At 70.5% G+C, this 25571-nt stretch carries 20 protein-coding genes and 4 pseudogenes; 12 read left to right on the plus strand and 12 right to left on the minus strand.

All coding sequences use genetic code 11. The annotated features are described in order from the left end of the window. The first annotated feature begins 9 nt into the window (after positions 1-9). A pseudogene (locus tag L6E17_RS29085) lies at positions 10-1591 on the plus strand (IS1182 family transposase). An 83-nt stretch (positions 1592-1674) separates the two neighbouring features. On the opposite strand, the pseudogene L6E17_RS29090 reads toward L6E17_RS29085, so the two are convergent. Further along, positions 1675-2558: pseudogene (locus L6E17_RS29090) on the minus strand (IS982 family transposase). Positions 2559-2689: 131 nt separating this feature from the next. Here L6E17_RS29090 and L6E17_RS29095 point away from each other — a divergent pair. Together L6E17_RS29095 and L6E17_RS29100 are read left to right on the plus strand one after the other, a co-directional pair. Continuing rightward, a complete protein-coding gene (locus L6E17_RS29095) occupies positions 2690-4270 on the plus strand; it encodes an IS1182 family transposase (RefSeq protein ID WP_236239647.1) in 1581 nt (526 codons plus the stop codon). Positions 4271-4750: 480 nt separating this feature from the next. Further along, a complete protein-coding gene (locus L6E17_RS29100; protein ID WP_236243622.1) occupies positions 4751-5206 on the plus strand; it encodes an AlpA family transcriptional regulator in 456 nt (151 codons plus the stop codon). Positions 5207-5320: 114 nt separating this feature from the next. On the opposite strand, the gene L6E17_RS29105 is transcribed toward L6E17_RS29100, so the two are convergent. The 3 genes from L6E17_RS29105 to L6E17_RS31755 form a co-directional block, all read right to left on the minus strand. Next, positions 5321-5491, minus strand: coding sequence for a hypothetical protein (locus L6E17_RS29105; protein WP_236243623.1), 171 nt, complete (start codon positions 5489-5491; stop codon positions 5321-5323). A 24-nt stretch (positions 5492-5515) separates the two neighbouring features. Beyond that, a complete protein-coding gene (locus tag L6E17_RS29110) occupies positions 5516-6604 on the minus strand; it encodes a DUF2637 domain-containing protein (protein ID WP_308315949.1) in 1089 nt (362 codons plus the stop codon). 191 nt (positions 6605-6795) lie between these two features. Beyond that, a complete protein-coding gene (locus L6E17_RS31755) occupies positions 6796-6999 on the minus strand; it encodes a transposase (protein WP_374109181.1) in 204 nt (67 codons plus the stop codon). Between the two features lie 120 nt (positions 7000-7119). Here L6E17_RS31755 and L6E17_RS29115 point away from each other — a divergent pair, with 120 nt between their 5' ends. From L6E17_RS29115 to L6E17_RS29125, 3 genes are all read left to right on the plus strand, one after another. Beyond that, positions 7120-7980, plus strand: a complete 861-nt coding sequence (locus L6E17_RS29115) for an AraC family transcriptional regulator (protein ID WP_236243625.1) — start codon at positions 7120-7122, stop codon at positions 7978-7980. Positions 7981-8068: 88 nt separating this feature from the next. Then, positions 8069-9142, plus strand: a complete 1074-nt coding sequence (locus L6E17_RS29120; RefSeq protein WP_236243626.1) for an acetylserotonin O-methyltransferase — start codon at positions 8069-8071, stop codon at positions 9140-9142. Between the two features lie 1700 nt (positions 9143-10842). Next, positions 10843-11394, plus strand: a complete 552-nt coding sequence (locus tag L6E17_RS29125; protein ID WP_236243627.1) for a hypothetical protein — start codon at positions 10843-10845, stop codon at positions 11392-11394. A 37-nt stretch (positions 11395-11431) separates the two neighbouring features. Here L6E17_RS29125 and L6E17_RS29130 read toward each other — a convergent pair. From L6E17_RS29130 to L6E17_RS29145, 4 genes and pseudogenes are all read right to left on the minus strand, one after another. Next, positions 11432-12683 (minus strand): annotated as a pseudogene (locus L6E17_RS29130) (IS110 family transposase). 702 nt (positions 12684-13385) lie between these two features. Continuing rightward, entirely contained in the window at positions 13386-13568 is a 183-nt protein-coding gene (locus L6E17_RS29135; RefSeq protein WP_236243628.1) for a hypothetical protein, read from the minus strand. A gap of 210 nt (positions 13569-13778) precedes the next feature. Further along, complete coding sequence (locus L6E17_RS29140) at positions 13779-14600, minus strand: SGNH/GDSL hydrolase family protein (RefSeq protein WP_236243629.1); 822 nt, start codon at positions 14598-14600, stop codon at positions 13779-13781. Between the two features lie 45 nt (positions 14601-14645). Beyond that, positions 14646-15239, minus strand: coding sequence for a PadR family transcriptional regulator (locus L6E17_RS29145; RefSeq protein ID WP_236243630.1), 594 nt, complete (start codon positions 15237-15239; stop codon positions 14646-14648). A 143-nt stretch (positions 15240-15382) separates the two neighbouring features. Between L6E17_RS29145 and L6E17_RS29150 the strand changes: the two genes are divergently transcribed. Then, the gene (locus L6E17_RS29150) at positions 15383-15784 is read left to right on the plus strand and encodes a nuclear transport factor 2 family protein (protein ID WP_236243631.1); all 402 of its coding nucleotides are present in this window, start codon (positions 15383-15385) and stop codon (positions 15782-15784) included. 18 nt (positions 15785-15802) lie between these two features. On the opposite strand, the gene L6E17_RS29155 is transcribed toward L6E17_RS29150, so the two are convergent. Beyond that, positions 15803-16141, minus strand: a complete 339-nt coding sequence (locus tag L6E17_RS29155) for a hypothetical protein (protein WP_236243632.1) — start codon at positions 16139-16141, stop codon at positions 15803-15805. Between the two features lie 440 nt (positions 16142-16581). On the opposite strand from L6E17_RS29155, the gene L6E17_RS29160 reads away from it, so the two are divergent. Continuing rightward, entirely contained in the window at positions 16582-17331 is a 750-nt protein-coding gene (locus tag L6E17_RS29160; protein ID WP_236243633.1) for a hypothetical protein, read from the plus strand. An 83-nt stretch (positions 17332-17414) separates the two neighbouring features. On the opposite strand, the gene L6E17_RS29165 is transcribed toward L6E17_RS29160, so the two are convergent. Then, positions 17415-17909, minus strand: coding sequence for a peptidylprolyl isomerase (locus L6E17_RS29165; RefSeq protein ID WP_236243634.1), 495 nt, complete (start codon positions 17907-17909; stop codon positions 17415-17417). A gap of 1357 nt (positions 17910-19266) precedes the next feature. Then, positions 19267-19623 carry a hypothetical protein gene (locus L6E17_RS29170; RefSeq protein WP_236243635.1) on the minus strand — a complete coding sequence of 119 codons (357 nt, stop codon included), beginning with the start codon at positions 19621-19623 and terminating at the stop codon, positions 19267-19269. 784 nt (positions 19624-20407) lie between these two features. Here L6E17_RS29170 and L6E17_RS29175 point away from each other — a divergent pair. The 3 genes and pseudogenes from L6E17_RS29175 to L6E17_RS29185 all read left to right on the plus strand — a co-directional run bounded on the left by L6E17_RS29175 (position 20408) and on the right by L6E17_RS29185 (position 23752). Continuing rightward, a complete protein-coding gene (locus L6E17_RS29175) occupies positions 20408-21133 on the plus strand; it encodes a hypothetical protein (protein ID WP_236243636.1) in 726 nt (241 codons plus the stop codon). A 529-nt stretch (positions 21134-21662) separates the two neighbouring features. Beyond that, a pseudogene (gene ctaD / locus L6E17_RS29180) lies at positions 21663-23393 on the plus strand (cytochrome c oxidase subunit I). Continuing rightward, complete coding sequence (locus L6E17_RS29185; protein WP_236243637.1) at positions 23390-23752, plus strand: hypothetical protein; 363 nt, start codon at positions 23390-23392, stop codon at positions 23750-23752. Before ctaD ends, L6E17_RS29185 begins: the two are co-directional and overlap by 4 nt. A 49-nt stretch (positions 23753-23801) precedes the next feature. Here L6E17_RS29185 and L6E17_RS29190 read toward each other — a convergent pair whose 3' ends face one another. Then, a complete protein-coding gene (locus L6E17_RS29190; RefSeq protein ID WP_236243638.1) occupies positions 23802-25001 on the minus strand; it encodes a PP2C family protein-serine/threonine phosphatase in 1200 nt (399 codons plus the stop codon). A gap of 110 nt (positions 25002-25111) precedes the next feature. Here L6E17_RS29190 and L6E17_RS29195 point away from each other — a divergent pair, with 110 nt between their 5' ends. Beyond that, positions 25112-25534, plus strand: a complete 423-nt coding sequence (locus tag L6E17_RS29195; protein ID WP_236243639.1) for a hypothetical protein — start codon at positions 25112-25114, stop codon at positions 25532-25534. Positions 25535-25571: the final 37 nt, after the last annotated feature.

Raw genomic sequence — 25571 nt, forward strand, 5'->3', positions numbered from 1 at the left:
CGTCTTGTGGTGCAAGGGGAGTGGGTTGGGGAGACGATCGGGCCGGATGTGTGGGAGACCTGCCGGGAGTTGATCCCGGCTGGGAGTGTCTTCGCGTTCCTGGCCGAGCATCGTGGGCAGCTGTTTCCCGCGGTGATGTTCGAGGACATGTATCCGTCGGCGAACGGCCGTCCGTCGATGCCTCCGCAGGTCCTGGCCGCGGCGATCACGCTGCAGGCCCTGCATGGGATGTCGGACTTCGAGACGGTCCAGGAATTACGCTGTGACCTGCGGTGGAAGGCCGCGTGCGGGCTCGGCTTGCACGATATGGCGTTCGATCCTTCGCTGCTGGCCTACTTCCGCCGTCGTCTGGCCCGCTCGGCTTGCCCGAACCGGGTCTTCGAGGCGGTGCGCGAGGTCGTGAAGGCCACCGGCGTGCTGAAGGGAAAGCACCGGCGGGCACTGGACTCCACCGTCCTCGATGACGCGGTGGCCACCCAGGACACCGTCACCCAGCTGATCTCCGCCGTGCGGGCGGTGATCCGTGAGGTCCCCGGCGCCGGACCTGCCGCGGCCGTGCAGTGCACCGCCCACGACTACAGCGACCCTGGCAAACCGAGGATCGCCTGGAACGACCGGCAGGCCAGGGCGGACCTGGTGGACGCCCTCGTCGGTGACGCACTGCGGCTGCTGGGCCACCTGCCCGAACAGGAACTCGGCGAGAAGGCCGCGAACGCGGCCGGCCTGCTGGCCCTGGTCGCAGGCCAGGACGTCGAACCGGCCCAGGAGTCCGACGGCCGTGACGGACGCTGGCGCATCACCCGGGGGACCGCACCCGACCGCGTGGTTTCCACGGTTGATCCCGAGGCCCGGCACATCCACAAGAACCGGACCCGCCACCAGGAGGGCTTCCGTGCGCATGCCGCGTTCGAGCCCGAGGCGGGACTGTTCACCGAGGTCGCTCTCACCGCCGGCAGCGGAGCCGGCAACCACGAGGCCGCCGTCGCCCAAGACCTCCTCGCCGACGAGGACCAGGACCTGACCGTCCTCGGTGACACCGCCTACGGAACCGGCGAACTCCGCGAAGCCCTCGAAGCCGACGGCCACACCCTCGTGATCAAGCCCCCGCCCCTGCGGCAGGCCATCCCCGGCGGCTTCACGACCGACGACTTCCACGTCGACACCCAGGCCGGCCACGTCACCTGCCCGGCCGGCCACACCAAAGCCCTCGGCCGCCCCCTCTCGGGCGGCAACCGCCAGGCCCAGTTCAAAAAAACTCTGCCTCGATTGCCCTTTGCGCGAACGCTGCACCAGGTCCAAGACCGGACGCGTCTTCAGCGTCCATCCCCAGTACGACCTCCTCAAAACCGCCCGGGACCAGGCCGCCACCAGCCAGGAATGGCAGGACGAGTACCGCCGCTGGCGACCACCCGTCGAACGCGCCATCGCCTGGCTCGTCGCCAAAGGCAACCGCCGCGTCCCCTACCGAGGCGTCCTCAAGAACAACACCTGGCTCCACAACCGGGCAGCCGCCCTCAACCTCCGCCGCCTCATCAACCTCGGACTCACCCACACCGGCACCACCTGGACCCTCACCCCCACCACCACATAGACCAAAGGGCCGCCCGGCCTACGGCCGGACAGCCCCCCCAACAAGATCTTCATCGGCCTTCTAGATGAATGAGTCCGATGTCTTCAGTGGTCGTAGGCGATCAGTGATCGCTTGACGGGGGCGTTGGTGGCCCAGTTGTGCCAGATGCCGGCGGCGAGGGCGAGGAGTCGTTGGCCGGTGCGGGCGAAGACTCCGGCTGGGGTTCTGCCGCCGTGCTGTTCGAGGCTGAGCTGGCCCTTGAGGGTGTCGATGACGGCTTCGATCCACTGCCGGACCCGGGCGATCTTTCCGTGCCGGGCCGGTTCGTCCTCGCGGTCCGGCCGCACCAGATGAACCCCGAGCCGCTCGGAGCAGAACGCTTCGAACTCCTTCCCGGCGAAGCCCTTGTCGGCGAGGATCACCTGTCCTTGGCGGACGAGGTGGTGGTCGCGTTCGAGTAGCGCGGCCATCACCTCCCGTTCGCCGATCTTGGGGTTGGCCAGGCACCAGGTGACGGGCATGCCTTCGGCGGTGGTGACCAGGTAGAGGCGGAAGCCCCAGAAGAAGCGGGAGTGGCTGCGGCAGTAGCCGTACCCGCAGTGTCCGGCCAGGTCGGAGCGTTTGACGGTCTCGCGGGAGGCCGCGCAGGGCAGCGGGGTGGAGTCGATCAGCCGCAGGTCGTCGTTCCAGGTCGGCACCTGCCGGGCCAGTGCCTCGATCACGCGGCTGATCAGGGGCCTGCGGCGTTGAGGCGCTTGTTGTAGGCGGACTGCTGGGGCAGGTAGCGGAACAGGTGGCCGAGGCGGGCGTGGGCGAAGCGGATCCAGTGCCGGGCCGAGGGAGAACCGAGCAGGACCTGGGCGACCGCCAGGCACAGCAGTTCGGCGTCCGTCAGTTTCGGGGGTCGCCCGATCCGGCGACAAGGCGCCACATGGTCGTCGATGAACACGTACAGTGCCGCCAGAAGGGCGTCCAGGTTTGTCTTCACACACTGACCAACGGGCGCCCTTCGCCATGGTCGCGACCAGCACGAACATCGGACTCATTCATCTAGAAGACTGCTGAAAATGTTGGGTTCTGGCCTCGCCGCGTCAGCGGCGGGGCCAGACTCGTCTTGTGGTGCAAGGGGAGTGGGTTGGGGAGACGATCGGGCCGGATGTGTGGGAGACCTGCCGGGAGTTGATCCCGGCTGGGAGTGTCTTCGCGTTCCTGGCCGAGCATCGTGGGCAGCTGTTTCCCGCGGTGATGTTCGAGGACATGTATCCGTCGGCGAACGGCCGTCCGTCGATGCCTCCGCAGGTCCTGGCCGCGGCGATCACGCTGCAGGCCCTGCATGGGATGTCGGACTTCGAGACGGTCCAGGAATTACGCTGTGACCTGCGGTGGAAGGCCGCGTGCGGGCTCGGCTTGCACGATATGGCGTTCGATCCTTCGCTGCTGGCCTACTTCCGCCGTCGTCTGGCCCGCTCGGCTTGCCCGAACCGGGTCTTCGAGGCGGTGCGCGAGGTCGTGAAGGCCACCGGCGTGCTGAAGGGAAAGCACCGGCGGGCACTGGACTCCACCGTCCTCGATGACGCGGTGGCCACCCAGGACACCGTCACCCAGCTGATCTCCGCCGTGCGGGCGGTGATCCGTGAGGTCCCCGGCGCCGGACCTGCCGCGGCCGTGCAGTGCACCGCCCACGACTACAGCGACCCTGGCAAACCGAGGATCGCCTGGAACGACCGGCAGGCCAGGGCGGACCTGGTGGACGCCCTCGTCGGTGACGCACTGCGGCTGCTGGGCCACCTGCCCGAACAGGAACTCGGCGAGAAGGCCGCGAACGCGGCCGGCCTGCTGGCCCTGGTCGCAGGCCAGGACGTCGAACCGGCCCAGGAGTCCGACGGCCGTGACGGACGCTGGCGCATCACCCGGGGGACCGCACCCGACCGCGTGGTTTCCACGGTTGATCCCGAGGCCCGGCACATCCACAAGAACCGGACCCGCCACCAGGAGGGCTTCCGTGCGCATGCCGCGTTCGAGCCCGAGGCGGGACTGTTCACCGAGGTCGCTCTCACCGCCGGCAGCGGAGCCGGCAACCACGAGGCCGCCGTCGCCCAAGACCTCCTCGCCGACGAGGACCAGGACCTGACCGTCCTCGGTGACACCGCCTACGGAACCGGCGAACTCCGCGAAGCCCTCGAAGCCGACGGCCACACCCTCGTGATCAAGCCCCCGCCCCTGCGGCAGGCCATCCCCGGCGGCTTCACGACCGACGACTTCCACGTCGACACCCAGGCCGGCCACGTCACCTGCCCGGCCGGCCACACCAAAGCCCTCGGCCGCCCCCTCTCGGGCGGCAACCGCCAGGCCCAGTTCAAAAAACTCTGCCTCGATTGCCCTTTGCGCGAACGCTGCACCAGGTCCAAGACCGGACGCGTCTTCAGCGTCCATCCCCAGTACGACCTCCTCAAAACCGCCCGGGACCAGGCCGCCACCAGCCAGGAATGGCAGGACGAGTACCGCCGCTGGCGACCACCCGTCGAACGCGCCATCGCCTGGCTCGTCGCCAAAGGCAACCGCCGCGTCCCCTACCGAGGCGTCCTCAAGAACAACACCTGGCTCCACAACCGGGCAGCCGCCCTCAACCTCCGCCGCCTCATCAACCTCGGACTCACCCACACCGGCACCACCTGGACCCTCACCCCCACCACCACATAGACCAAAGGGCCGCCCGGCCTACGGCCGGACAGCCCCCCAACAAGATCTTCATCGGCCTTCTAGCTGGGAATGGTGGCCGCCCGGTCCTCCAGAGCGCTCACAACCAGAGGGCCGTTCACCGGCAGGTCCACGGAAGGGTGCTCCAGGGCGAACCTCAGGACCTCATCCGGCTTGGTGCCGCAGCGCGCGGCAAGCAGCGCGGACTCGGTCCAGTTGCAAGGGCATCGCCACCCGATAGTCGGCACCGCGCTGACAGTCCGGTGTTTCCGCGGGAAACGCCGGACCACCTCTCCAGGCTCCGGCGGGAACTTCAGCGCTGCCGTTTCGACCAAGCCGCGGGGACCCGATCAGTCCGCGAGCTCGCTGATGAAGAGCGTCCGGCGCGCCCGGCGTCTTCGAAGCACCCGAATGGGCCCCTTCCCTCCGAGCGTGGGCCAGGGCGGCGTTCACGAAGCTGAGGGTTGGCGGGATGATGGGGGGATGAGCACGACTCGTCCGAAGCTGAACCAGCGTGAGGCCGCCGCCGCGTGTGGGGTGAGCCGTTCCACGATCCGCCGGCGCCGCGAGGCCGGGCTGTTGCCGGGGTCGGTGGAGGATCCGGAGCGGGGCTGGCTGATCCCGGTCGAGGCACTCCTCGCCGCCGGCTTCACCCTGAACGCCCCCGGCCCGCCCGATGCATCATCGAACCAGGGGCCGACGTCATCCGGAGACGATCTGGGTGGTCTGGTGGACGGATCGGTCGCCGAGCTACGCGCCGAGTTCGAGAGGGTGCGGCATCAGCACGCCCTGGAGCTCGCTGAGGCCCGGCACGGCCAGGCGCTCGCGGAGAGCGAGGCGCTCCATTTGCGGGCGCAGCTCGACGCTCGAGCGGAGCACATCAGTGACCTTCAGCGGGCGCTACGGGCGCTGATGCGCCCCCCCGGGTGCGTCCGGTGATCCAGCAGCCGCCGTCGTGGCCGGCTCCCCCGGCTGCGGGAGGCAAGGCTTCGGGGCAGCCGGGCGAGGACTCGGGCCGCTCGTCCTATAGCCGCTGACGGTGTCTCGGGCGGGTCAGCCGCGGTAGCCGGAACGGATGAGTTCGTCGGCGGCTTGGCGGCGGTCGCCGGCTGCTGACTTCGAGATGTTGAGCTGGGTGGCGATCTCGTCGAGGGAGACCGCATACATGTCCGGGTGGTCGGGGCGCTGGTCGGCCGGGATTTCGGCGTGGGCTGTGAGGATCATGCGGGCGACGCGTCGTTCGCCGCGCTAGCGGGTGCTGAGCCGGGCCTCGTCCTCTGCTTCCTGGGCGGCGAGCTCGGCGCGGACGGCGGCTTCCCGGGCAACGGCGGCGGCCGCAGTGGTCCCGGCTGTCGCCCGCTCGGCTGGAGCGGTGCGGGCGGCGGCCTGACGCTGTTCCGCGATGCGTCGGGCTACTTCCGCCTTTGCTCGTTCGGATTCCGCGGATCGGCGGTCGGCTTCCGCCTGCGCAGTGGCGGCTGCGCGCCGGTCCTCCTCCGCCTGACGGCGTGCCGCCGCGGTACGGGCTTCGGCTTCCGCCTCGGCAGCGGTCTTCTGCGCTGTCTCCTCCCGCTCGGCAGCGCGTTGCGCGGCCTGCGCGCACCGTTCCGTCGCCTGGAGTTCTGGTTCCGCCTCCTTTGCGGGCGGCTTCCGCCGCGAGCCGGGCCTGGTGCGCGGCCGCGTCCGCTTCGGCTTCGCTGGTCGCTTCGGCGACCCGGGCCTGGGCCTCGGCTGCGAGCGTCTCGGCCGTGATCCGGCTCTCCGCAGTCGCGAGGCCTGCGCTGATCTCCATGCGCCGTACCTTCGCGGCGGCGTCCCGTGCTTCGGCCTCCAGGATCCGCTGCTCCTCGCGGATGGCCGCCTGGTCGATCCGGTCCGGCTCGGCTCTCGTAGAGGCGCCATTCGTCGGTACAGGCGCCAGGCCGACCAGGGGGCGAGCAGCCACCGGTGGAGGGGGACCTTGTCCGACTCGGCGGTCAGGGACAGCCTGTTGGTGTGGATGATGAGGTGGCGGGCGGCCTCGATGACCGCTACGAAGAGGACGGGCAGGACGCCGTGCACCGCGGCGGCGAGCGGGTCCTCGGTCGGCGGCTTCTCCCCCGCGTTGATGTTGAAGAGGATCGTCGCGAGGGTGAGCGGATGCGCGATGAGTCGCAGCAGCGGCTTGGGCATGCGCAGCCACACGAGTGCGAGGTCGAGCCCGTACATCGCGATGATTCCGGCGTCGATCCCGAGCGGGAGTACGTAGGAGTAGTGACCGAACCGCGGTCCTCGGCCAGGCCGCGAAGAGCGTCGTAGGAGCCGGCGAACCCGATGCCTCCGACAACTCCGGCGCACGCCACGGGGCCAGAATCAGCCACCGCATTGCCCTGGGAGACCACGCTTTCGTCCTGATTGGGGGGCGACGCCGGCCCCGGCCGCTGACCTCCCGGCCGGGGCCGTGAGCACCTTCCCCGCGGCCCCGGGCCACCTGATTGTCGCGCTGTCGTCCCGACCCCGGAACGCCTCGCTTCGGTGCCGGAACACCATCAGGAGAAGGCGGAAGGATCCACGTGAAGGCCTTTCCACGACCTGAAGTGCTCAGGCAGGTCCATCCAGGGCGTACCGGTGCGGTACTTGAACGCGATCGCGTCGGTCACCTGCCGGTGATCCCGCCACCGCCCTCCCCGCTTCGGAGTCCGGTCCGGCAGCACCGGCTCGATCCCCGCCCACTGGGCGTCCGCCAATATCACACCATCAACCAACGCTCAGACGATCCGAAGACAACTCCCTGGTGGCCGCTCGGGGCTCCGCGCATCGGCCCTGGAACTTTTTTCCAAGACGAGGCGGCCCCGGTCCGACAGGGTGGGGGCATGCACAGCGACGAAGCGGATGCCGAGGCCGGAGCCGTGGCCGTGGGCCATGGTTCCGACGGCGACCATGCAGCCGACAGCGGGTGGGAAGTAGTGCGGCCCGGCGGCGCGCCTGCCGTTCCCGGTGTCCGGATGGCCGGCTTCCGGGATCGCGTCGGCCAGGCACTGGACCTGCGGGTGCTGCCCCAGCCTGCCGTGGTCATCGTCATCGGCCTGGGGAACGACCCGTTCACGGTTGAAGGCGGCACCGCGCAACGACCCTCGACGAGCTCGAACCCTCATCCCAGCCTGGTCGCGTCGTTGTCGCCCGGCCCCACGTGGATCCGCGGCCGGGACGTCGAGTGCATGGAGATGTGCCTGTCGCCCGGCACCGCTTACGCGCTGCTGGGTGTGCCGCCGCACGAACTGGAGGGGGCGGTCGTCGGCCTGGAAGACCTGTGGGGGCGGCAGGAACGGCAGCTCCGCGAGCGGGTGGCCGCCGCCACCGCGTGGCAGGAACGTTTCACGCTGGTCAGCGAGTTCCTCACCCGCCGGGCCGCCCGGGCCCGGTCATTGACACCCGAGGTCGCCGGTGTGTGGGACACCATCGTGGCGCGCGGGGGCCGGGTACGGGTCGACGACCTCGCCGCGTCCTGCGGGTGGAGCCGCAAGCGGCTGTGGTCCCGGTTCAATGCCCAGATCGGCCTCACACCCAAGCGCGCCGCCATGCTCGTCCGCTTCGACCGGGCCGCCCAGGCCCTGCGCGCGGGCGGCAACGCCGCGGACATCGCCCTGGCGCACGGATACGCCGACCAGTCCCACCTCCACCGCGACGTCCTCGCCTTCGCCGGGTGCACGCCCGCTGCCCTGGCCGGCCTCTGACCCGCACCCCGAACACCACAGCCACCCATCCCGACGAGGAAGGAAGTCATCCGTGAGCACCATGGACACAGCTGCTACCCAAGAGGCCATGGCCGACCGAGGTCTGATCGTCCAGCTCGCCTTCGGCAGCATGGCCTCGCAGACCTTGCGCGCCGCAGTGCGGCTCGGAGTCTTCGACCTGATCGGCGACTGCCGGCGGCCGGCCAGCGAGGTAGCCGCCGGTGCAGGAGCCGAGCACCAACCCATGACGAGGCTGTTGCGCGCCCTCGCCGGCCTGGGCCTGATGGAGGAGCACGAACCCGACACGTTCTCAGTGACTGCCGCCGGCGCCCTTCTCGGTTCCAGCCGCCCCGACTCGCTCGTCTCGTTCGTCCGGATGTTCACCGACCCGGCGATCGTGCGGGCCTGGGACGGCCTGGACAGCAGCGTCCGCACCGGCGGCATCGCGTTCGACGCCGTCTTCGGCACCGACTTCTTCAGCCATCTCGGCCGACACCCCGAGCTGTCCGCCGACTTCAACGCGGCGATGAGCCAGGCCTCCGAGGAGACGGCCGCCGTGCTGCCGCACGCCTACGACTTCGGCCGCTTCACCTCGGTCACCGACGTCGGCGGCGGCGACGGCGACGGAAGCATACTGGCTGCCATACTCGCCGCGCACCCGGCTCTCACCGGCATCCTCCACGACACCAAGGACGGCCTGGCCCAGGCACCGAAGACCCTTGACCGGCACGGGGTGGCGGACCGCTGCTCCCTGGCCGCAGGCGACTTCTTCCGCTCGGTGCCCGGCGGCTCGGACCTGTACCTGATCAAGAGCGTTCTGCACGACTGGTCGGACGATCAAGCGGTCAGGATCCTCGGCCACTGCCGCGAGGTACTACCGCCCGGCGGCCACATCCTGATCGTGGAGCCGGTGCTTCCCGAAGTCGTAGGTACCGGCGCCGCTGCGCACGCCGCAGACGGCGGGATCACTTACCTCAGCGACCTCAACATGCTGGTGAACCTGGGTGGGAGGGAACGTACCCGCAAGGACTTCGAAGAGGTGTGCCACCGCGCGGGACTGTCCGTCGTGTCGGTGACCCCACTGCTGGAGGCGGCCCCCTTCTACCTGATCGAGGCAGTGCCTGCTGATCACGAGCACGCCCCAGGGCAAGGGGCCGTCTGACCCGCAGGACACGGCCCGCGGGCGCCCATCGGACCGGCGCCGGTGGCGCCGCAAACGGCCGTGGCCGTCTGCAGGACGGCGGGCCACCGTTCCGGGTGCCTGCGGTGGCCCGTTCGTCGGCACTGCGGCACACCGCGGCGACGCGGACGCACATGCTCCGCTGGGGCCGGTGGGCCATGCCGACAGTCGTTCAGGACGAAAGGGCCCCGGGCGGTGCGCCGGACGGCCACGTCCTCGACCGGGTCTCGCGGCGTACCGACCACCAAGACCCACACGGAGCTCAAGCAGCGGCGCGGCCTCGTCACCCGTTATGACAAGCCCGCCATCACCTACTTCGCCGGACTCCATCTCGCCGCCATCGGCATCTGGTTGGCGAGGGGAAAGGAGACAGGGCGCGGGCTTCGCGGCTGCGGCTGAGGCCGCCACCCTGTGCGGGCAGTGCGGGCCCGGTGCCGCCGGGCGGCCAGCTTGGCATGGTGCGAGGCGGCCCGGCCCTGTACGGCGTCTGCTCGACCACCGACGTCCTCCTTCATCCCAGCATGCCGCCCCAGTCTGGCCCAGTCTCAGGCGCAGAGATCACGCCGCAGTGCCCCGCGCCGCTCCATCCCTCGGGCCCCGGGCCCGGGCCGGGCCGTGAGCGCGGCCGGTGCGGATCGTCCGCTCCGCGGCGGGGCCGGGTCGTCCTGGACCTGCGTCTGCCGGGCCGCCTGGTGCGTGGCCAAGGCCCTGCGGTAGCCGGCTGAGACCGTCTCCCGGGTTTTCACGGGCCCGGCAGCCGCAGTCGGCGGTTCCCGGCACGGCGGCCGCTGGCAGTGGGGCTGCATGGCGCCGGACAAGGGCGGCCGGACGTGCACCGAGCGGACGTGCGCGCCGGGGACTTTCTCGTTGATGGCCGAGACGATCCGCGGCGTGGTCCAGGGCAGTCTCGTACCGTACGCGGGCGCGTCGGGGACGACGTTCAGGCGGCCGGTGTCCGCCTCGAACGTCAAGGCTTGGATGTGCCCGGCGAGCTCGGGCGCGGCCGCGGCGGGGATGTCGGTTGAACCGGGCGAGGACGCTGCCGCCGGCGGCCGGGGCTCCGTGCTCGGTCGTCATCATGCTGATCGCGGTACCGAGTCCGAGCGGCTCACGGCCGTCCCAGCGCACAGCCGTGCCGGTACGGCGCCTGTGCCGGGGGCCGAGAACAGGGAGAGGACGAGACGGTCGACTTCCTGCGCCGCGCAGAGGCAGCCATGCTGGACGACACCCCCGCGCTCTTTCCGCCAACGGCGTACAGCGATCGGCTCGCCGCGAACCTGCCGTCCTGGTGGTCCGCGCACTGCGGCCGCTCTCCCTGCAGGCTGTCGGCATGGACCGCTATGACGGGAGCTCACCGGCACAGCCGTGGCGGTGGCGGTGCGCAGCTTCTCCCGGACCACCACGCCGGCGAGGACGGCGCGCTCGTAGTGGAGCGGGGTGCGGGGGATCTCCCACTCCCCCGCGTCCTGACCCCAGGCCGGGGCGCAGCCGGCTCGCCGGGGGTCGGCCGGGGGTTGCCGGTCCGACTCGGGCGCGGGGATCGAAGGCCGGCGGCGGGCGGGGAGGTCGGCCAGGGACCACCGGGCGGTGTAGAAGACACCTCAGGCGCCTAACTCGTCAAGCGGCGGTCCTCAGTCCGCTGTGTAGCCTGTCGATCTGTTCGAACGGGATGAGGGTGGGGCATGGAGACGCTGGTGGAAGGGGCCGTCACGAAGGCACTTCGTGACGGGGGTGACGAGGCGATCCGCCTGTATGCCGCCGCCTGCGCCGAACGCATGGCGCCACTGTTCGTGGGCCTACGGGCGGACGCGCCGGGGCGGGAAGCCGATCTGGCCTTCTATGCGGAGTCCGTACGCGATCTCTGGCATGCCGACCGGGCGCTCGCCAACGCCGCCGAGGGCGTGCGCCAGCTGGAGCGGTTTCCAGAGCTTCAGCCGAACGAGGAGGGGATCACCGATGTCGCCGACACCTACGCCTTCTTCGCTGCCCTCTGCCTGCGCTATGCCCTCCTGGCCCACGGCTCGGGAAACGCTGACGACGCGGTGTCCTGCGGCCACGCGGCGCTCACCGCGATGGGAATGCTCGACCAGAACGTGGCAGGTGCTGGCTTCCTCGCCGAGGAACAACGGCTCCAGCGCCTCTCGCTGCGCAGTGACGCCTCAGGCCTGTGGGACGCGAGCGTCACGGCAGGGCAGGAGAGGTTTCGTGCTGTGTTGAGCCGCCTGCCCCGCTAGGAATGCCTGACTGCTGCCGACGAGATGCGGCCTCTGGTCAGGCGGCCGCTGTGCCCACCTCGTCGGGCGGAGCCGGGAAGGCCAGTGCCTCGTCATATCGATGACCTTGTTGGAGGCAGTGGTAGAGCTGGCCGATCATGCGGTTGAAGAGGTTGCACTGGGCAGCGGCGTGCCAGTCTCCATGGTCGCGGCGGTGCCGGTAGTGGGCTTTGGCGCCGGGTGAGGCGGTGATCGAGGAGAGGCCCAGAGGTAGCCAGCATGATTGAAGCGGTCGTTCTTGATCCGCCGGCGGGTGATGCTGGACTTCTTGCCCGAGGCCCGGGTGATGGGCGAGGCGCCAGCATACGCCTTCAGGCCGCGGGCGTCGGCGAACCGTTTCCGGTCGTCGCCAATCTCGGCCAGTATCCGGGCGCCGAGCTGGATGCCGAGCCCCGGAAAGCTCAAGATCACTCAGCATCCGGGTGCTGAGGAAAGGCCTCTTCCACCGCCTCGGCGAGGTCGTCGGCGGCGGTGCAGGCGGCCTCCAACTGGACCAGGAGGGCGAGCATCTGCTTGCCCAGCGCCTCCTCGACCAGCGGTGGCTGATGGGCCCAGTGGGCACGAAGAACGTCCTGGAGGCGGCCGACCTCCTCCTCAATGCCTCGCTTGCGGCCGGCCCTTCGGAGTGCGGCCGTCAGCTGCGTGCGCGTCAACTTCGCCGCGCGGGTCGGCGTCGGGGCGGCTCTGAGGAGCTCCCGGGCCTCTGGCCGGCATAAGCCGGTGCGCCAAGGTTCGAAGGCCGCCAAGGCGGCCGGGTAGTACTCCCGCAAGAGGGAACGCAGCTGGTTGGCAAGCTGCTGCCGGTTCCAGAGCGAGTCCTGTTGGGCACGGGCCAGGACGGCGATTGCGCAACCGAGGTCGGAATCTTCGGGCAGCGGTCGGTGGGCGTGCATGTCGGGGCGCAGGATGTTCGCCAGGACCAGGGCGTCTCCGGGGTCAGACTTCTTGCGGGAGACGGAGTGCCGATCGCGATAGCGGGCGGCGGCCAGCGGGTTGATGGCGAAGACCTTCCGCTTGCCGGTCCGCAGCACGGCCACGAGCAGGCCGCGGGAGGTCTCGATCGCCACTGGGACCGGGTTCTCCACAGTGTCTCCGTATTCGGCGAGCAGATCCAGCAAGATTTTGTAGCCTGCGGCGTCATCGGTGATGTGCCGCTTTGCCAGTAACTGCCCGCTGTCGTCGACCAAGGCAACGTCGTGCGTGCGCTCGGCCCAGTCGATGCCGCAATAGATCAAGATATGCCTCCCCATAGTGCAGTTTGTGCTGGTCACGAGCACATACGGGCCACGCAGCTCCCTAATCCCAGGACTCGACACGAAGGTCGGTCCGCCACCTCAGTAGCCGTTCGTGACACCAGCGCACCCCACGGGCCTCGGTCTAGCCGGGAGCTCATACGGCTCGGGGCTTATGAGAGGTCGCCGTGCGGCGGGCTCGCACCACCAACACCAACGAGTGATCTCGCAATGGGTGTTGACGTCCGTCGACGCTGGACGACGCCGGTCTTTCGGTAGGCATCGTGTGCCTGGAGGGACGTCAAGCGTCCGTCCAGCGCCGACGGGCGCCAACAGCCGTTCCCCACAAAACATCCCTCGAAAGGAACAACGTGGTGGCGGCGACGAAGGCGCCGAGCGGTGCTCGGTCTACACCGAGACATCGAGGTCGGAGGCGGTATAGGCATCCGCCGCCCGGCGCCCACGAGACCGCCACCACATGCAGGGCATCCGCCGACCTATCGCAAGACACCGCATGTCCGGATGGGTTCAGGCATGACGGCCCTGCTGTTCGAACAGCCCGGAGCTTCCTGCACTGGCTCGGGCCGCCCTTAGATGGGGATTAGAGGCGGTAGCCGGCTTCCCGGCCGCGTACGGTCTTCGGCTCTGGCGGGAGCGAGGCCGACGCTACTGCCCGGCGGCGAGGCGGCGCTTCCCGGCTTCCTGGGATCGCGGGGGTGCTCACGTGACTCCTCCTGTGGTTCGGCCCGGTGTGTGCTGGGTGCCGGGCTGCTGGGTGTGCGGCGGCGGAGCCGCCACCGCAGGCTGCGGTCGGGAGCCGCGGGCGAGGAGGGTGCGCTCCCGGGTGCCTTCCAGGACTCTGGCGAGGGCGGCTTCGGCGAGCATCCGGCGGGTCTGATTCACCGTGTCGGCGTCGGCAGCCAATGCTGCTCTGGGGAACGTGGGGAGCGGAGCCGCGCCCGTCCGAGACCTGCCCGATCGGCAGGTCGGTGTGTGCCAGGAGCCGCTGGGCTTCCAGCGTGGCCATCAACGTCACCGACCATCCCGTCCCGCTGGAGGAGAGGTCGCTCACGCCCGAGACCGTCGGCTTGCTGGGTGCTGACCGTTCGGTTCCTACGTCCTGTCGAGGTCACGTCTCGTGGGCGGCGCGGCATCCGGGGATGTGAGGTATGGGCGCTTGGCGGTGCGGCCGTCGCCTGAGGATCGGCCGCGCAGGCGGCGGGTGAGCCAGGGGCCGAGGAACTCGGCGGCCCAGCGCAGTTCGGCGGCGCCGGTGCGCCGGCCTGCGGCCTGCGGGGTGGCGAGGGCGGGCAGGGGATGGGTCCAGGAGTCGTCGCTGTCGGGCAGGGCGAGAGCGTGGGCGATGGCCGCGGCGATGCGCTGGTGGCCGAGAGGGCTGGCGTGCAGGCGGTCCGTGCTCCACAGGCGGGGGTCGGTGACGACGGCGTGGTGGCTGGTCTCGGCGACGACGACGCCGTGCCGATGTGCGGCCTCGCGGATGCGGTGGTTGAGGGCAGTGACGCGGTGGCGGACAGGCCGGGCGAGCGGGGTGATGCGGGCGACATCGGGGAAGGTGAGCGTGGCGACGCGGGCCCCCTGCGCGGTGAGCGCGGTGAACATCGCCTCCAGGTGGGCGGCCACCTCGTCGGCGTCGAACCGGGGCCGCAGCAGGTCGTTGACGCCGGCCACCACCGTTGCCAGATCCGGTCGCAGGGCGAGCGCGGCGTCGAGTTGTTCGGCGTGGACCTGGCCGGCGAGGCGGCCACGGACAGCGAGGTTGGCGTACAGCAGATCGGGGTTGTGGCGGACCAGATACTCCGCGAGGCGATCGGCCCAGCCGCGCAGCCCCGTCAGGTCATCGCCATCGCCGACGCCTTCGGTCTGACTGTCGCCGAGGGCCACGTACCGGGAGAAGGGCATGTGCGCGCCGGGCATGGGAGGGCCTCTGTTCAGTCGGTACGGGGGCGGCTGCCGGAGGGTTCACGTCTGCGGTGTGGCGTGTTCCTGATCGCGGGCCGTCGTTGTGCGTCGTTCGAGTATGCGGAGCGCGGTCTCGCCCCACTGGAGGTTCTCCCGCTCGAACGCCATGCCGCGCAGCAGTGTCAGGTACGGGCCGATCCGTTCGGCCTGTGCGCAGTACTCGTCCTCTGTGCGCCCCCTCAGGAGGCGCTCGTTGAGCCGTTCGTACCTGGCGAGCTTGGCGGCGGCCCACTCCATGCGTTCGGTGATCGCCGCTCGTACGGCTGCGATGTCGCCGACGTCCGCGCACTGCACCTTGACCATGAGCTCGTCGCGGATGGTCGTCGGCTTGCCCGGTGGTTCGGCGACGTAGGCGCGCACGGCTGCCATGCCGGCTTCGGTGAGCGAGAAGAGCCGCTTGTTCGGTCGGCGCTCCTGCTCGACGACCCGTGCGGCGATGAGTCCCTCGCGCTCCATGCGGTCGAGCTCCCGGTAGAGCTGCTGAGGGGCGGCCATCCAGAAGTTCGCGACGGAGGCGTCGAAGCCCTTGGCCAGGTCGTATCCGGACGCTTCCCCTTCGAGGAGCGCGGCCATCACCGCGTTGCGCAATGCCATGAGACCAGGCTATAGCATCATTGAATAGTCATGAAGGTGACTATCTCAGGTCACCATCATCGCGACATGAGGGGTGGACAACCCACGCGACGCGACCCTAACCTCCGACGCACCTAATCAACTGATTGACTAGAGGTGAGGCCGTGCATCCGTTCCGCCAGGCTGTCGAGAACCGAGACGAGGCCGCCATCGAGGCGCTCCTCGCCGAGAACGTCGTCTTCACCAGCCCCGTCGCTTTCAAGCCGTACCCGGGCAAGGCGATCACCGCCGCGATCCTTCGCGGGGTCATGCGGGTCTTCGAGGACTTCACCTACGTCCGCGAGATCGCGAACCCGGACGGCCGCGACCACGCCTTCGTCTTCACCGCCGCCGTCGACGGGCGGCAGATCCAGGGCTGCGACTTCCTCCACTTCGACGAGGAAGGGAAGATCGACGACTTCACCGTCATGGTCCGGCCGCTCTCCGCCGCCCAGGCCCTCGCCACCGCGATGGGTGCCCAGTTCGACCAGATCGCGCGCGAGGCGTCCGAGGCGGCCGGGGCATGACCGACGTGGACGCCGTGGTCATCGGGCTGGCAACGCCGGCCTGACCGCCGCCACCACCCTCCAACGCGCCCGGTGCGTACCCTGCTGGTCGAGCGGCACAACGTCCCCGGAGGCTGCGCCACCTCCTTCCGCCGCGGCCGCTACGCGTTCGAGGTCGCGCTGCACCGGTTGTCCGGGGTCGGGCTCGAGGGCCGGGGGCTCACCCTGCGCGACCGGGGCGATCTCGTCGCCCGGCATCCCGCGCATGGCACCGGTGATCAAGGCGAAGGCGGTGGCCTTCTGCCAGTTGTGGGCGCTGGCGTCCTCGCTCCGTTCGGCCGAGTAGCTCAGCATGCGGCCGTCGATGGTTACCTTCACTTGGGTGCCCGGGCCGCCAGAGCAACGCGGAACAGGGCCGCCCCCATGTGGGAGGCGAGCCGGAGGATGGTGAGCTGGGCCTCCGTGACGTCGCCAGGAACACCCGCGCGCTACTTGAAGAGGCGCTCCTGATCGTCCATGACCCAGGCGAGCCGCGAGCGGCGAGGGGTTTGCCGTCGACTGGCGTGAACGCTTCCCGCAGGTCTTCCTCGTACATGGCCGCGGTCTGCAGATGCACGATCCGCTCGCAGGCGGGCCGCTCCATCACCAGCGGGCCGGCGGCGAGCGCGGCGACCGCGTCGGTCGCACGCCCAACAGCTGGCCGGTCTGCGGCACCCTGGCCCTTCGGGACTGGACGGGCGAAGGTGAGTACACGTACTCACGCCGAGCCGGTCGCCGCACTCATCCGCCGTGCCGCCACGTCTTCATAGGGTGCTCGTATGCCCGACCAGACCGTGCCCAGCCCCGCCACCGACCCCGACGCGCCCGAGCCGAGGGCCTCCTCTCGCGCCCTGGGCGGTCTGGGATGCGGCGGCGCCGCATTCGTCGGCGTGTTCCTTCTGGTCGGCATGCTCGCGTGGAGCGCATGGGCGTCCAAGAACTTTCCCCGCGTTGCACCTGAGGAGATGGCGGATCGCGCTCTCCAGCGTTCCCAGGAGGCATACACCGTCATGGGCTTCACGCGCACCATCGAACCCGGACTCGAGAAACTCGGGGTCAGCACCAGGAACACCCTCAGTTCCAGCTCCTGCTACGACAGCGGCCTTCTGGGGCTCGAGGACGAGACCATCGACGGCGCCTACTCGATGAGCCACAGTTGGGCACTCGACCACGTGCCGACGAGCCAGGCGGTCCCCGGGCTTCGCCGCCTCCACCGCTTCCTCCGCGACGAGGGCTGGGAGGTCACCTCCTACCGCGAAGGCGAGCGGGGCAGGTTGTGGGACCTGTTCGTCCAGCGGGACGACGGCGACGAGCGGATGTCCTTCACCTGGTACCCGGAGCGCGAGTACTTCACCGGCGGCGCCACCATGCCCTGCGCCTACGACCCGGAGTGGAAGAAGGGTGACGTCAGCCCTGCCGGGGACGACCAGAGGCCGCCCGGCTCAATCAGGCCACAGCCGTGGCGGCTCGGAGCGGCGACCGCGGCTACCTCTTCTTCCTCGGTACAGCCACCGTCGCAGCCCTCGTGATCCGGCGTGGCGCATGACCGGGTGGGCATGTCCTCGTCGCCTGGGATGCCTCAGGGGGAAGCGGGCCGCGGGCAGGCGAGGGATCAGTCCTCGACGACGCCAGAGCGTTCGATCTTGATGGTCTTCTCGGTCTTGCCCGACGCGCTGCCCAGGGCCTCGATCGCGTCGACGACGTCCTGGCCCTCGACGACCTCTCCGAAGACGACGTGCTTGCCGTCCAGCCACCCGGTGACGGCGGTGGTGATGAAGAACTGGGAGCCGTTGGTGTTCGGGCCCGCGTTCGCCATCGACAGCAGGTACGGGCGGTCATGCTTGAGTTCGAAGTTCTCGTCCTCGAACCGATTGCCGTAGATGCTCTTGCCGCCGGTGCCGTTGTGCCTGGTGAAGTCACCGCCCTGCAGCATGAATGCCGGGATCACGCGGTGGAAGACGGAGCCGGCGTAACCGAAGCCGTTCTGGCCGGTGGCCAGCTCGCGGAAGTTGCGGGCGGTCTTGGGGACGACCTCGTCGAAGAGGTTGAAGACGATGCGGCCGGATGGCTGACCGTCGATCGAGATGTCGAAGAAAACGTTGCTCATGATCCACCTTCTATCACGTTGAGTGACGTAGTGTCATGTCCCCGGTGTGTGTCAGGACCTGCGGTGATACGCCCTCTGCCCCACCATCCATGGCTCACAGGCAGGAGCGACTGCAGCCCTTCCCCGTCGGCATCCGTCACATCGCCCTGCCCCACGTCCATCGCGACGACCCGTCACAGCGAAGTCCGTGATCGGCCGCATATGGCCTGGCCCTGGGGACGCTGGCTACACGGCCGGCGTACCCGACCGCATACGGCGAGCGGGCGAAGGCGACGGCGTTCGTGGTGCGCCGGTTCGTCGGCCGTGGCCTCCTGGTCGATCCGGGCCGCGCCCCCGGACGGTACGGTGCACCGCCCGGACCACGTCGTGGAGGTCTGGGCGCGGGAGGACCTGCCGCACCCGGTCCCCGCCGACACCCGCACGGCCGCGAGCAGGCCGCCGCCCGCTCCGGGTGCGCCGTGGCGACTTCGACCGCATGGTGCGGTCCGGTCGGGTCCGCTCACCGCGGTCGATCGAGGTCCGCTTCGGCACCAGGCGGGCCGGGGCCGTCCGCGTCGGGCTCTCCACCACGGGGGCCGTCGGCGCGGTCGTTCCCACGCCGCCGGAGGTCGACGGGGAGTGGGGCAGCGCGGGCGGTGGAGAAGGGCGGGCGCTGCCTGCTTGCGCGCCGGCCCAGCAGGCCGCGCCCGGCCCGTCTTGACCCGGGCCGCTTACGTCGATGCCGTCTCTCCCCCGTGTGCGCGCCGGAGGGACGGCGTCACCGTGGTGGCCAGCGGCGACACCCTCCGTTCGACGTGTCCCTCCGGCCGTATCGGGTCCTGCCGGAAAGGCATCGGCCGCCCCGGTTGGCGGGCGGCACGCACCGGTGATGCGGTCCACACTGACTCCAGCACCCTGCGTGGCCGGTCGTCGGCTGCTTGCTGCGTGCTCGGCCATGGTCAGGGGCCATGCCGCCCCGCCTGCCCTCGCACCGCAGTCCCTCCTCCGGGCCCTCGGGCGCCGGTTGCCGCGCACATGCCTGAAGAGCGGTGCGGCATCGCCCTCGACGAGGACCGGAGCAGTGTGTTGACGGGATGCCGGGTGCGCGTGGAGCGGTTCGGTGGCGTTCAACTCGCGGTCCTGGTGCCGCGTGGCCCCTGCCAGGCCGGGTCCTCGGCGGTGGGGCGGCGACGCACGTGGGGGATCCGGTGGCGGGAGTGCCCTCGCGGTCGTCCCCGATCGGGCCGGCCGGTTTCCTCTCGGGCGCTGGCTCGGGGTACGGCCTGCCGTGGGCTCCAGGCCCTCCGGCCGGTAGCGGACGCGGCGGACGGCCCGCACCCCGCCTCGTGGGTGCGGGCCGTCTCTGCTGCGGTACGGGTCAGCAGCGGGAAGCGGAGCTGATGCGCACCTTGTCGACCACCCAGGAGTTGAATGTGGTGGTGGTCTTGGGCGGGGTGCACCACGTCTTTCCGTTGGTGAAGTGGGTGTACACGACATCGTCGCGGCGGGTGTTCACCATGGAGGTGGCCCCCTTGCTGGCGCCGAGGCTCTGCCAGCCACTCGTGACGTCCTTGAACTGGCCCGTCTTCGTGGAGCCCTTGTAGAAGCAGACGTACGGGTAGGCGCAGCCGGCAGCGGCGGCCTGCGGGGCCGCCGAGGCCAGCGGGGCGAAGGCCAGGCCGGAGCCTACTGCCAAGGCGGCGGCGGAGACGGCGAGACGCTTGCGGATGTTCATCGAGTCGCATTCCTTCCCGGTCACGGGCCGGGTCCCCCTGTCGGATCCCCCGAGTTGGCCCGCGGTGCGAGTGGACGTGGCGCCGACGGTCACTCGGCGCCACCGATGTGCTCGGCCACCAACCTACGGGGGGAGGCGGCGCCCGGGTAGACGGTCCCCGGTCAAAGTGCAGACGCAAACCGTCAACGTTCCGTGGCACGGCACGGGTGTGTCCCTCCCCCGCGGCGGGACCGGTGGCCACTGCGGTGCTCGACCGGGGGAAGGGCCGGCTGCGGCTGTCGGGAGTGATGTCGTCCGGAAGGCTCGATCAGGGCTTCGTGCCGGTGTCCTCGCCGGACGAGCCGGACGGAAGCGGTGCAGCGGGACGGTTGTGCCGGGCGGTCAGGCGCCAGACGCCAGTTCTGTCCAAGACGGCGGCCGTCTCGGTCTAGGGGAGGGCAGCAGGATCGGTACCGGCACCGGAGGCGAGTTCGGAGGCATGGAGGGCTTCGCGCAGCCGGCGAAGCGGGAGACGCGGGTCGCCGGCCGCCGCCTGGCGCGTCCGTACCTCCGGTGCGCGCGAGCCCGGCGGCTGTACCGGGAAGGGGCGACGGGCTTCCCGCCCCCGTATCGCCGGCAGTTGACCGGGGGCTTGTGCGGGGCGCGCGCTGCACGCCGGTGCCACCGCCTGTCGTCGCTCCGCGCGGGGCGGGCGGGATGGAAGGATGGGGGCGCAGCCCGGCCGCGCGGCCGGACCCGTGACACGTGCTGCCCGGGCGGCACGGGCCTTGGCAGGGAGATCGGCATGGAACAGCGCCGTCGGCCGCGGAGGGACGCTGACTTCCGTGACCAGCTGGCAAGTGATCTGCTGGAGCGGCTCACCCCGGTGATGAGCGGCCTCGGGCTGCTCTTCCTGCTGGTGGTGATCGCGGAGCGGCTGGTGGCGCCGGGCAGCGGGGCCGCGACCGCCCTGGCGGTCGCCGGCTGGGTCCTGTGGGCCGCCTTCGCCGCGGAGTTCGCCGCCCGGCTCGCCGTGGCCTCCCACCGCGGCCGCTTCCTGCGGAAGAACTGGTGGCAGGTCATCTTCCTGCTGCTGCCGTTCCTGCGGGTCCTGCGGTTGCTGAAGTCGCTGCGGCTGCTGCGCACCGGCAGGGTGGTCTCCTCGACCGTGCGGTCCTCCCGCTCGGCCGGGCGGCTGCTGGGCGACCGGACGGCATGGCTGTCCATGGTGTCGCTGATCGTGATCCTGGCCGCGAGCGAGCTGCTGTACGAACTCGACGGCACCCACGGCTCCTACGCGGACACGCTGCACGCCACCGCGCTGATGGCGATCAGCGGGGAGCCGCTGCGTACGGACACGGCGTACGGCATGGTGCTCGAAGTCCTGCTGGCGGTGTACTCCGTGGTGGTCGTCGCGGCTCTGGCCGGCACCCTCGGCGCCTACTTCGTCGACAGTCGGGCCACACCGGGCGGGGCGAGCGGGCCGGCGCCGCCTGCGGGGCCTTCGCAGACCCGCGGCGGCTCGCGCTGATCCCTTCGGGGAACCCTCCCGGACGGCCCTCTTCCGGCGCCTGCCGACCGGCGCCCGGCTGCCCGTACCGGGCGGCACCGGACCCAGTCCGGCTTCGGGTGCCCGGTGGCGGTGCCGGTGTCGGGGGACGTGTCCCGATCTTCCTGTCCGGCGGGCGGCACGGGTGCCCTGGCGGGGGCGTACCGGCGACGGGACGCGCTGCCCCGGTGCGCCGGCGACCGGCCGGGCCTGTCGGCGAAGGGGGCTTGGCGGACGTGGGCCGGGTCCGGTTGCGCAGAGGGCGGCGGGGGCCCCTCCCCGGCACCTGGCAGGCCGGCTCGTGCGTGCGTTCCGGGAGCCGGGCGCTGCCCGTCGCCGGTGCCGCGGGCCTGACGGCCCTGCCCCGCGGCGGGGCGCGATCCGATGAGATGTCTTGTGGCGCGGTGCGCCTGTCGGGATGTGTCCGCACCAGGGGTTCCGTAGCGTCGTCTCTCGCCTGCAGCGACCCCTACCGTGCGGTTCCCTCTCCTCGGCCCACCAGGACTTCGCCATGGTCACTTCCACCGAACCACCCGCTCTCGTCCCCGTCGCCCGCCGCGGGCTGGGACGTATCGTCGTGGACTGGCTGACCACGACCGACCACAAGAAGATCGGTCACCTGTACCTGATCACCTCCTTCGGGTTCTTCCTCGTCGGCGGCGCGCTGGCGCTGGCGCTCCGCGCGGAACTGGCCCGTCCTGGCATGCAGCTGATGTCCATGGAGCAGTACAACCAGTCGTTCACCCTGCATGGCACGGTGATGCTGCTGCTCTTCGCGACACCCCACGTTCGCGGGCTTCGCCAACGCGATCATGCCGTTGCAGATCGGTGCGCCGGACGTGGCCTTCCCCCGGCTCAACATGCTGTCGTACTGGCTGTTCCTTTTCGGCGGCCTCATCGTCGTCGGCGGGCTCCTCACCCCGCAGGGCACCGCGGACTTCGGCTGGACGGCCTACACACCGCTGAGCGGGCCCCGGCACACGCCGTTCGTGGGCGGCGACCTGTGGATCATGGGGCTGGCCCTGTCCGGTTTCGGCACCATCCTCGGCGCCGTCAACTTCATGGCCACCATCATCTGCATGCGGGCTCCGGGGATGACCATGTTCCGGATGCCGATCTTCACCTGGAACGTGCTGCTGACCTCCATCCTGGTGCTCGTGGCCTTCCCCGTCCTGGCGGCCGCGCTGCTGGCGCTGGAGTCGGACCGGCAGTTCGGGTCCCACGTCTTCAACCCGGAGAACGGCGGCGCTCTGCTGTGGCAGCACCTGTTCTGGTTCTTCGGCCATCCGGAGGTCTACATCCTGGCGCTGCCGTTCTTCGGTGTGATCAGCGAGATCATCCCCGTCTTCGCCCGCAAGCCGATCTTCGGTTACACGGGTCTGGTGGGCGCGACGATCGCCATCACGGGCCTGTCGATCACCGTGTGGGCCCACCACATGTTCACCACCGGCGGGGTGCTGCTGCCGTTCTTCGCCTTCATGAGCTTCCTCATCGCCGTGCCGACCGGAGTGAAGTTCTTCAACTGGATCGGCACCATGTGGAACGGCTCGCTGAGTTTCGAGACCCCGATGCTGTGGGCGACGGGCTTCCTCGTGACGTTCCTCTTCGGCGGGCTGACCGGCATCATCCTCGCCTCGCCGCCGCTGGACTTCCACGTCCACGACACGTACTTCGTCGTCGCCCACTTCCACTACGTGCTGTTCGGCACGATCGTCTTCGCGATGTTCGCCGGGTTCTACTTCTGGTGGCCGAAGATGACCGGCACGATGCTCGACGAACGCCTCGGCAAGATCCAGTTCTGGACGCTCTTCACGGGCTTCCACACCACGTTCCTCGTGCAGCACTGGCTCGGGGCCGAGGGCATGCCGCGCCGCTACGCCGACTACCTCGCGGCCGACGGTTTCACAGGGCTCAACATGGTCTCGTCCATCGGGGCGTTCCTGCTGGGCCTGTCGACCCTGCCGTTCCTGTTCAACGTGTGGAAGACCGCCACGATCGGCAAACGCGTCGACGGGGACGACCCGTGGGGCCACGGGCGGTCACTCGAATGGGCCACGTCCTGCCCGCCGCCGCGCCACAACTTCCTCACCATTCCCAGGATCCGTTCGGAGTCGCCTGCTTCGACCTCCACCACTTCCAGATCCGCGCCGAGGACACCGCCATGAACGAAGGGCGCCGCGACGTCATCGAGCCCGGCCACGACACCGGCATCGGCCCGTCCTCCGGCGGAGGCGCACGGTGAGGCCGGAGGACCCCGTCCACCTTGAGGCGCGCGCGGGCCTCGTCCGCCTTGAGGGCCATCTGCGTGCGCATTCGGTGCGGCGGCGTGCGCGGCAGGACGCGAAGGCGTTCACCGACCGGCTCCCCTGGCTCACCGACAGCCAGCAGGAGGAGATCGCCCGGCACTACGTCGACCAGCGCATCGCGCAGGTACGGGAAGACCTGCTCCTGGTGGTGAACCGCTGCACCGAGCTCGAAGCCGCGTACCGGCAGCGCTACGACGAGCTGCGCGGCGGGCTCCTCCGCCGCACGGTCGCCGCGTTCTGCGGAGTGACGGCGCTGCTGACGGGCATCGGCGCCTGGCTGACGATGGCGATGTAGCCTCCGACCGCGCCGGCTCCGCCAGGGGCCCGCGCTCAGGTGCCGGCGCTCAGGTGCCGGCGCCGGTCCGGATGTCGCGGGATTCCCTCCGGGGGCCGTGCCAGTCCAGGCACAGGACGGTGGCGTCGTCCTGGAGGTGGCCGCGGCCGGCGTCGGTGACCGCGGCGGTGAGGGCGCGCACGACCTCCCGTGGATGCTCGCCGGCGGTGTCGCGGATGAGGCCGGGCAAATCGACCGACTGCGCTCGGCATTCCTGCATGCCGTCGGTGTAGAGGACCAGCCGGTCGCCGGGACGCAGGTCGAAGTCCTGGACCTGGTAGGCCCCTTGCTCGGTGACCCCGAAGGGCAGATCGACGCCGACGTGGACCTCCTGGACCCGGCGGTGGCGCAGCCGCAGCGGCCACGGATGGCCTGCGTTGACGAGCTGCGCCCCGCTGCCGTCGAGAGCGACGCGCAGCAACTGGCCGGTGGCGAACGCGCGGCGGCCGTGGTCGAGCAGGGCCTGGTGCGTGCGGCGGGCCTGCTCGGCCAGGTCCGCGCCGGCGCGTCGGGCGCCCCGCGAGGCGTTGACCGCCAGGGTCGCCATGAGGGCGGCTTCGACGTCGTGGCCCATGGCGTCGGTGACGGACAGGTGCAGGGTGTCGCGGTCGAGGGAGTAGTCGTACGTGTCACCGGCGATGCTGGCAGCGGGCACCAGGGCGCAGGCGAGGGCGAACTCGGCTGCCTCGCAGCAGGCGGCCGAGGGAAGGAGCCGGCGCTGGATCTCGGCTGCCAGGCTGACTTCGGTGGTCCGCTGGCCGCAGTGGTAGAGGTCGGTGAAGCGGCGGTCGGTGACGATCAGGTACGCCAGCGCGTGCGCGGCCTCCTCCAGCGGCTTGAGTACGTCCTGAGCGGTGTGGGGAAGGAAGAGTTCCAGAATGCCGATGGGGTCGCCCCGGTTGGTGACCGGTGCGAGCACCCGCTCGCCCTGCTCGCCGCCGGACTCCCGCACCGGTTTCTGCGAGCGCAGGACCTCGTCGTAGACGCTGCCCGGCAGGTCGACCTGCTCTGCGGTGCGGCCCCTTCCTCCGTCCGCCTCCTCGCTGATCCGTACGAGTTTCTCCCCGACGATGTCGACGAGGAGGAACGACACGTACCGCGCGCCGAACCCGTCGCGCAGGTTGCGTGCCACCACGTCGAGAGACGCGACCGGTGCGGCCTTCTCCGCCGCAGCCAGCACCTCGGCCAGTCCCAATCGCTCGCCCGCCACATCCGCCTCCCTCGGTTACGGCCATCACCTTCCCGGCGACGGCACGGGAATCACAGTGCCGCTTCGTCAGGTGTGGGCCGGGTGGGTGACCGCGCCGCCCCGCGGGGTGGATGGTCCGCGGCTGTGTCCACCGGGGGGCGGCCACCCACGCCTTCCAGTACGGCTACGCGTACCAGATGATCTGCGAGTTCCACGGTCGCTGGCTGTTCAACAACGACTTCTCGCCGTTCCGCTCCGGGTGGCTGGAGCGCGTCGACGAGGGCCTGCGGGAGGCGAGCGTCACGGCGGTGGCCGTCACCGACTTCATGTACGGCTCGGTGCCCGAGCCGCTGCCGCGTCCCGACTTCCTCCCGGCGTACGGCGAGTGGACCCCCGACCAGTGCGCCGAGGGCCTCGCCCAGTGGGAGGCCGCCGCACCGGAGAAGCGCGGCGGCCTCGACCCCGAGGTGCTGGCCGCGGTGGAGTCCTGCGTGGACTGGATGCGCCAGGCCCGCGCCCGCGAGGGCTACGGCGTCGTGGCCTTCGGCCACTGACCCGGGGATCCGGGGCCGCGCCGCACCGCTGCCGCCC

The sequence above is a fragment of the Streptomyces sp. CC228A genome (assembly GCF_021390935.1).
GTDB lineage: Bacteria > Actinomycetota > Actinomycetes > Streptomycetales > Streptomycetaceae > Streptomyces.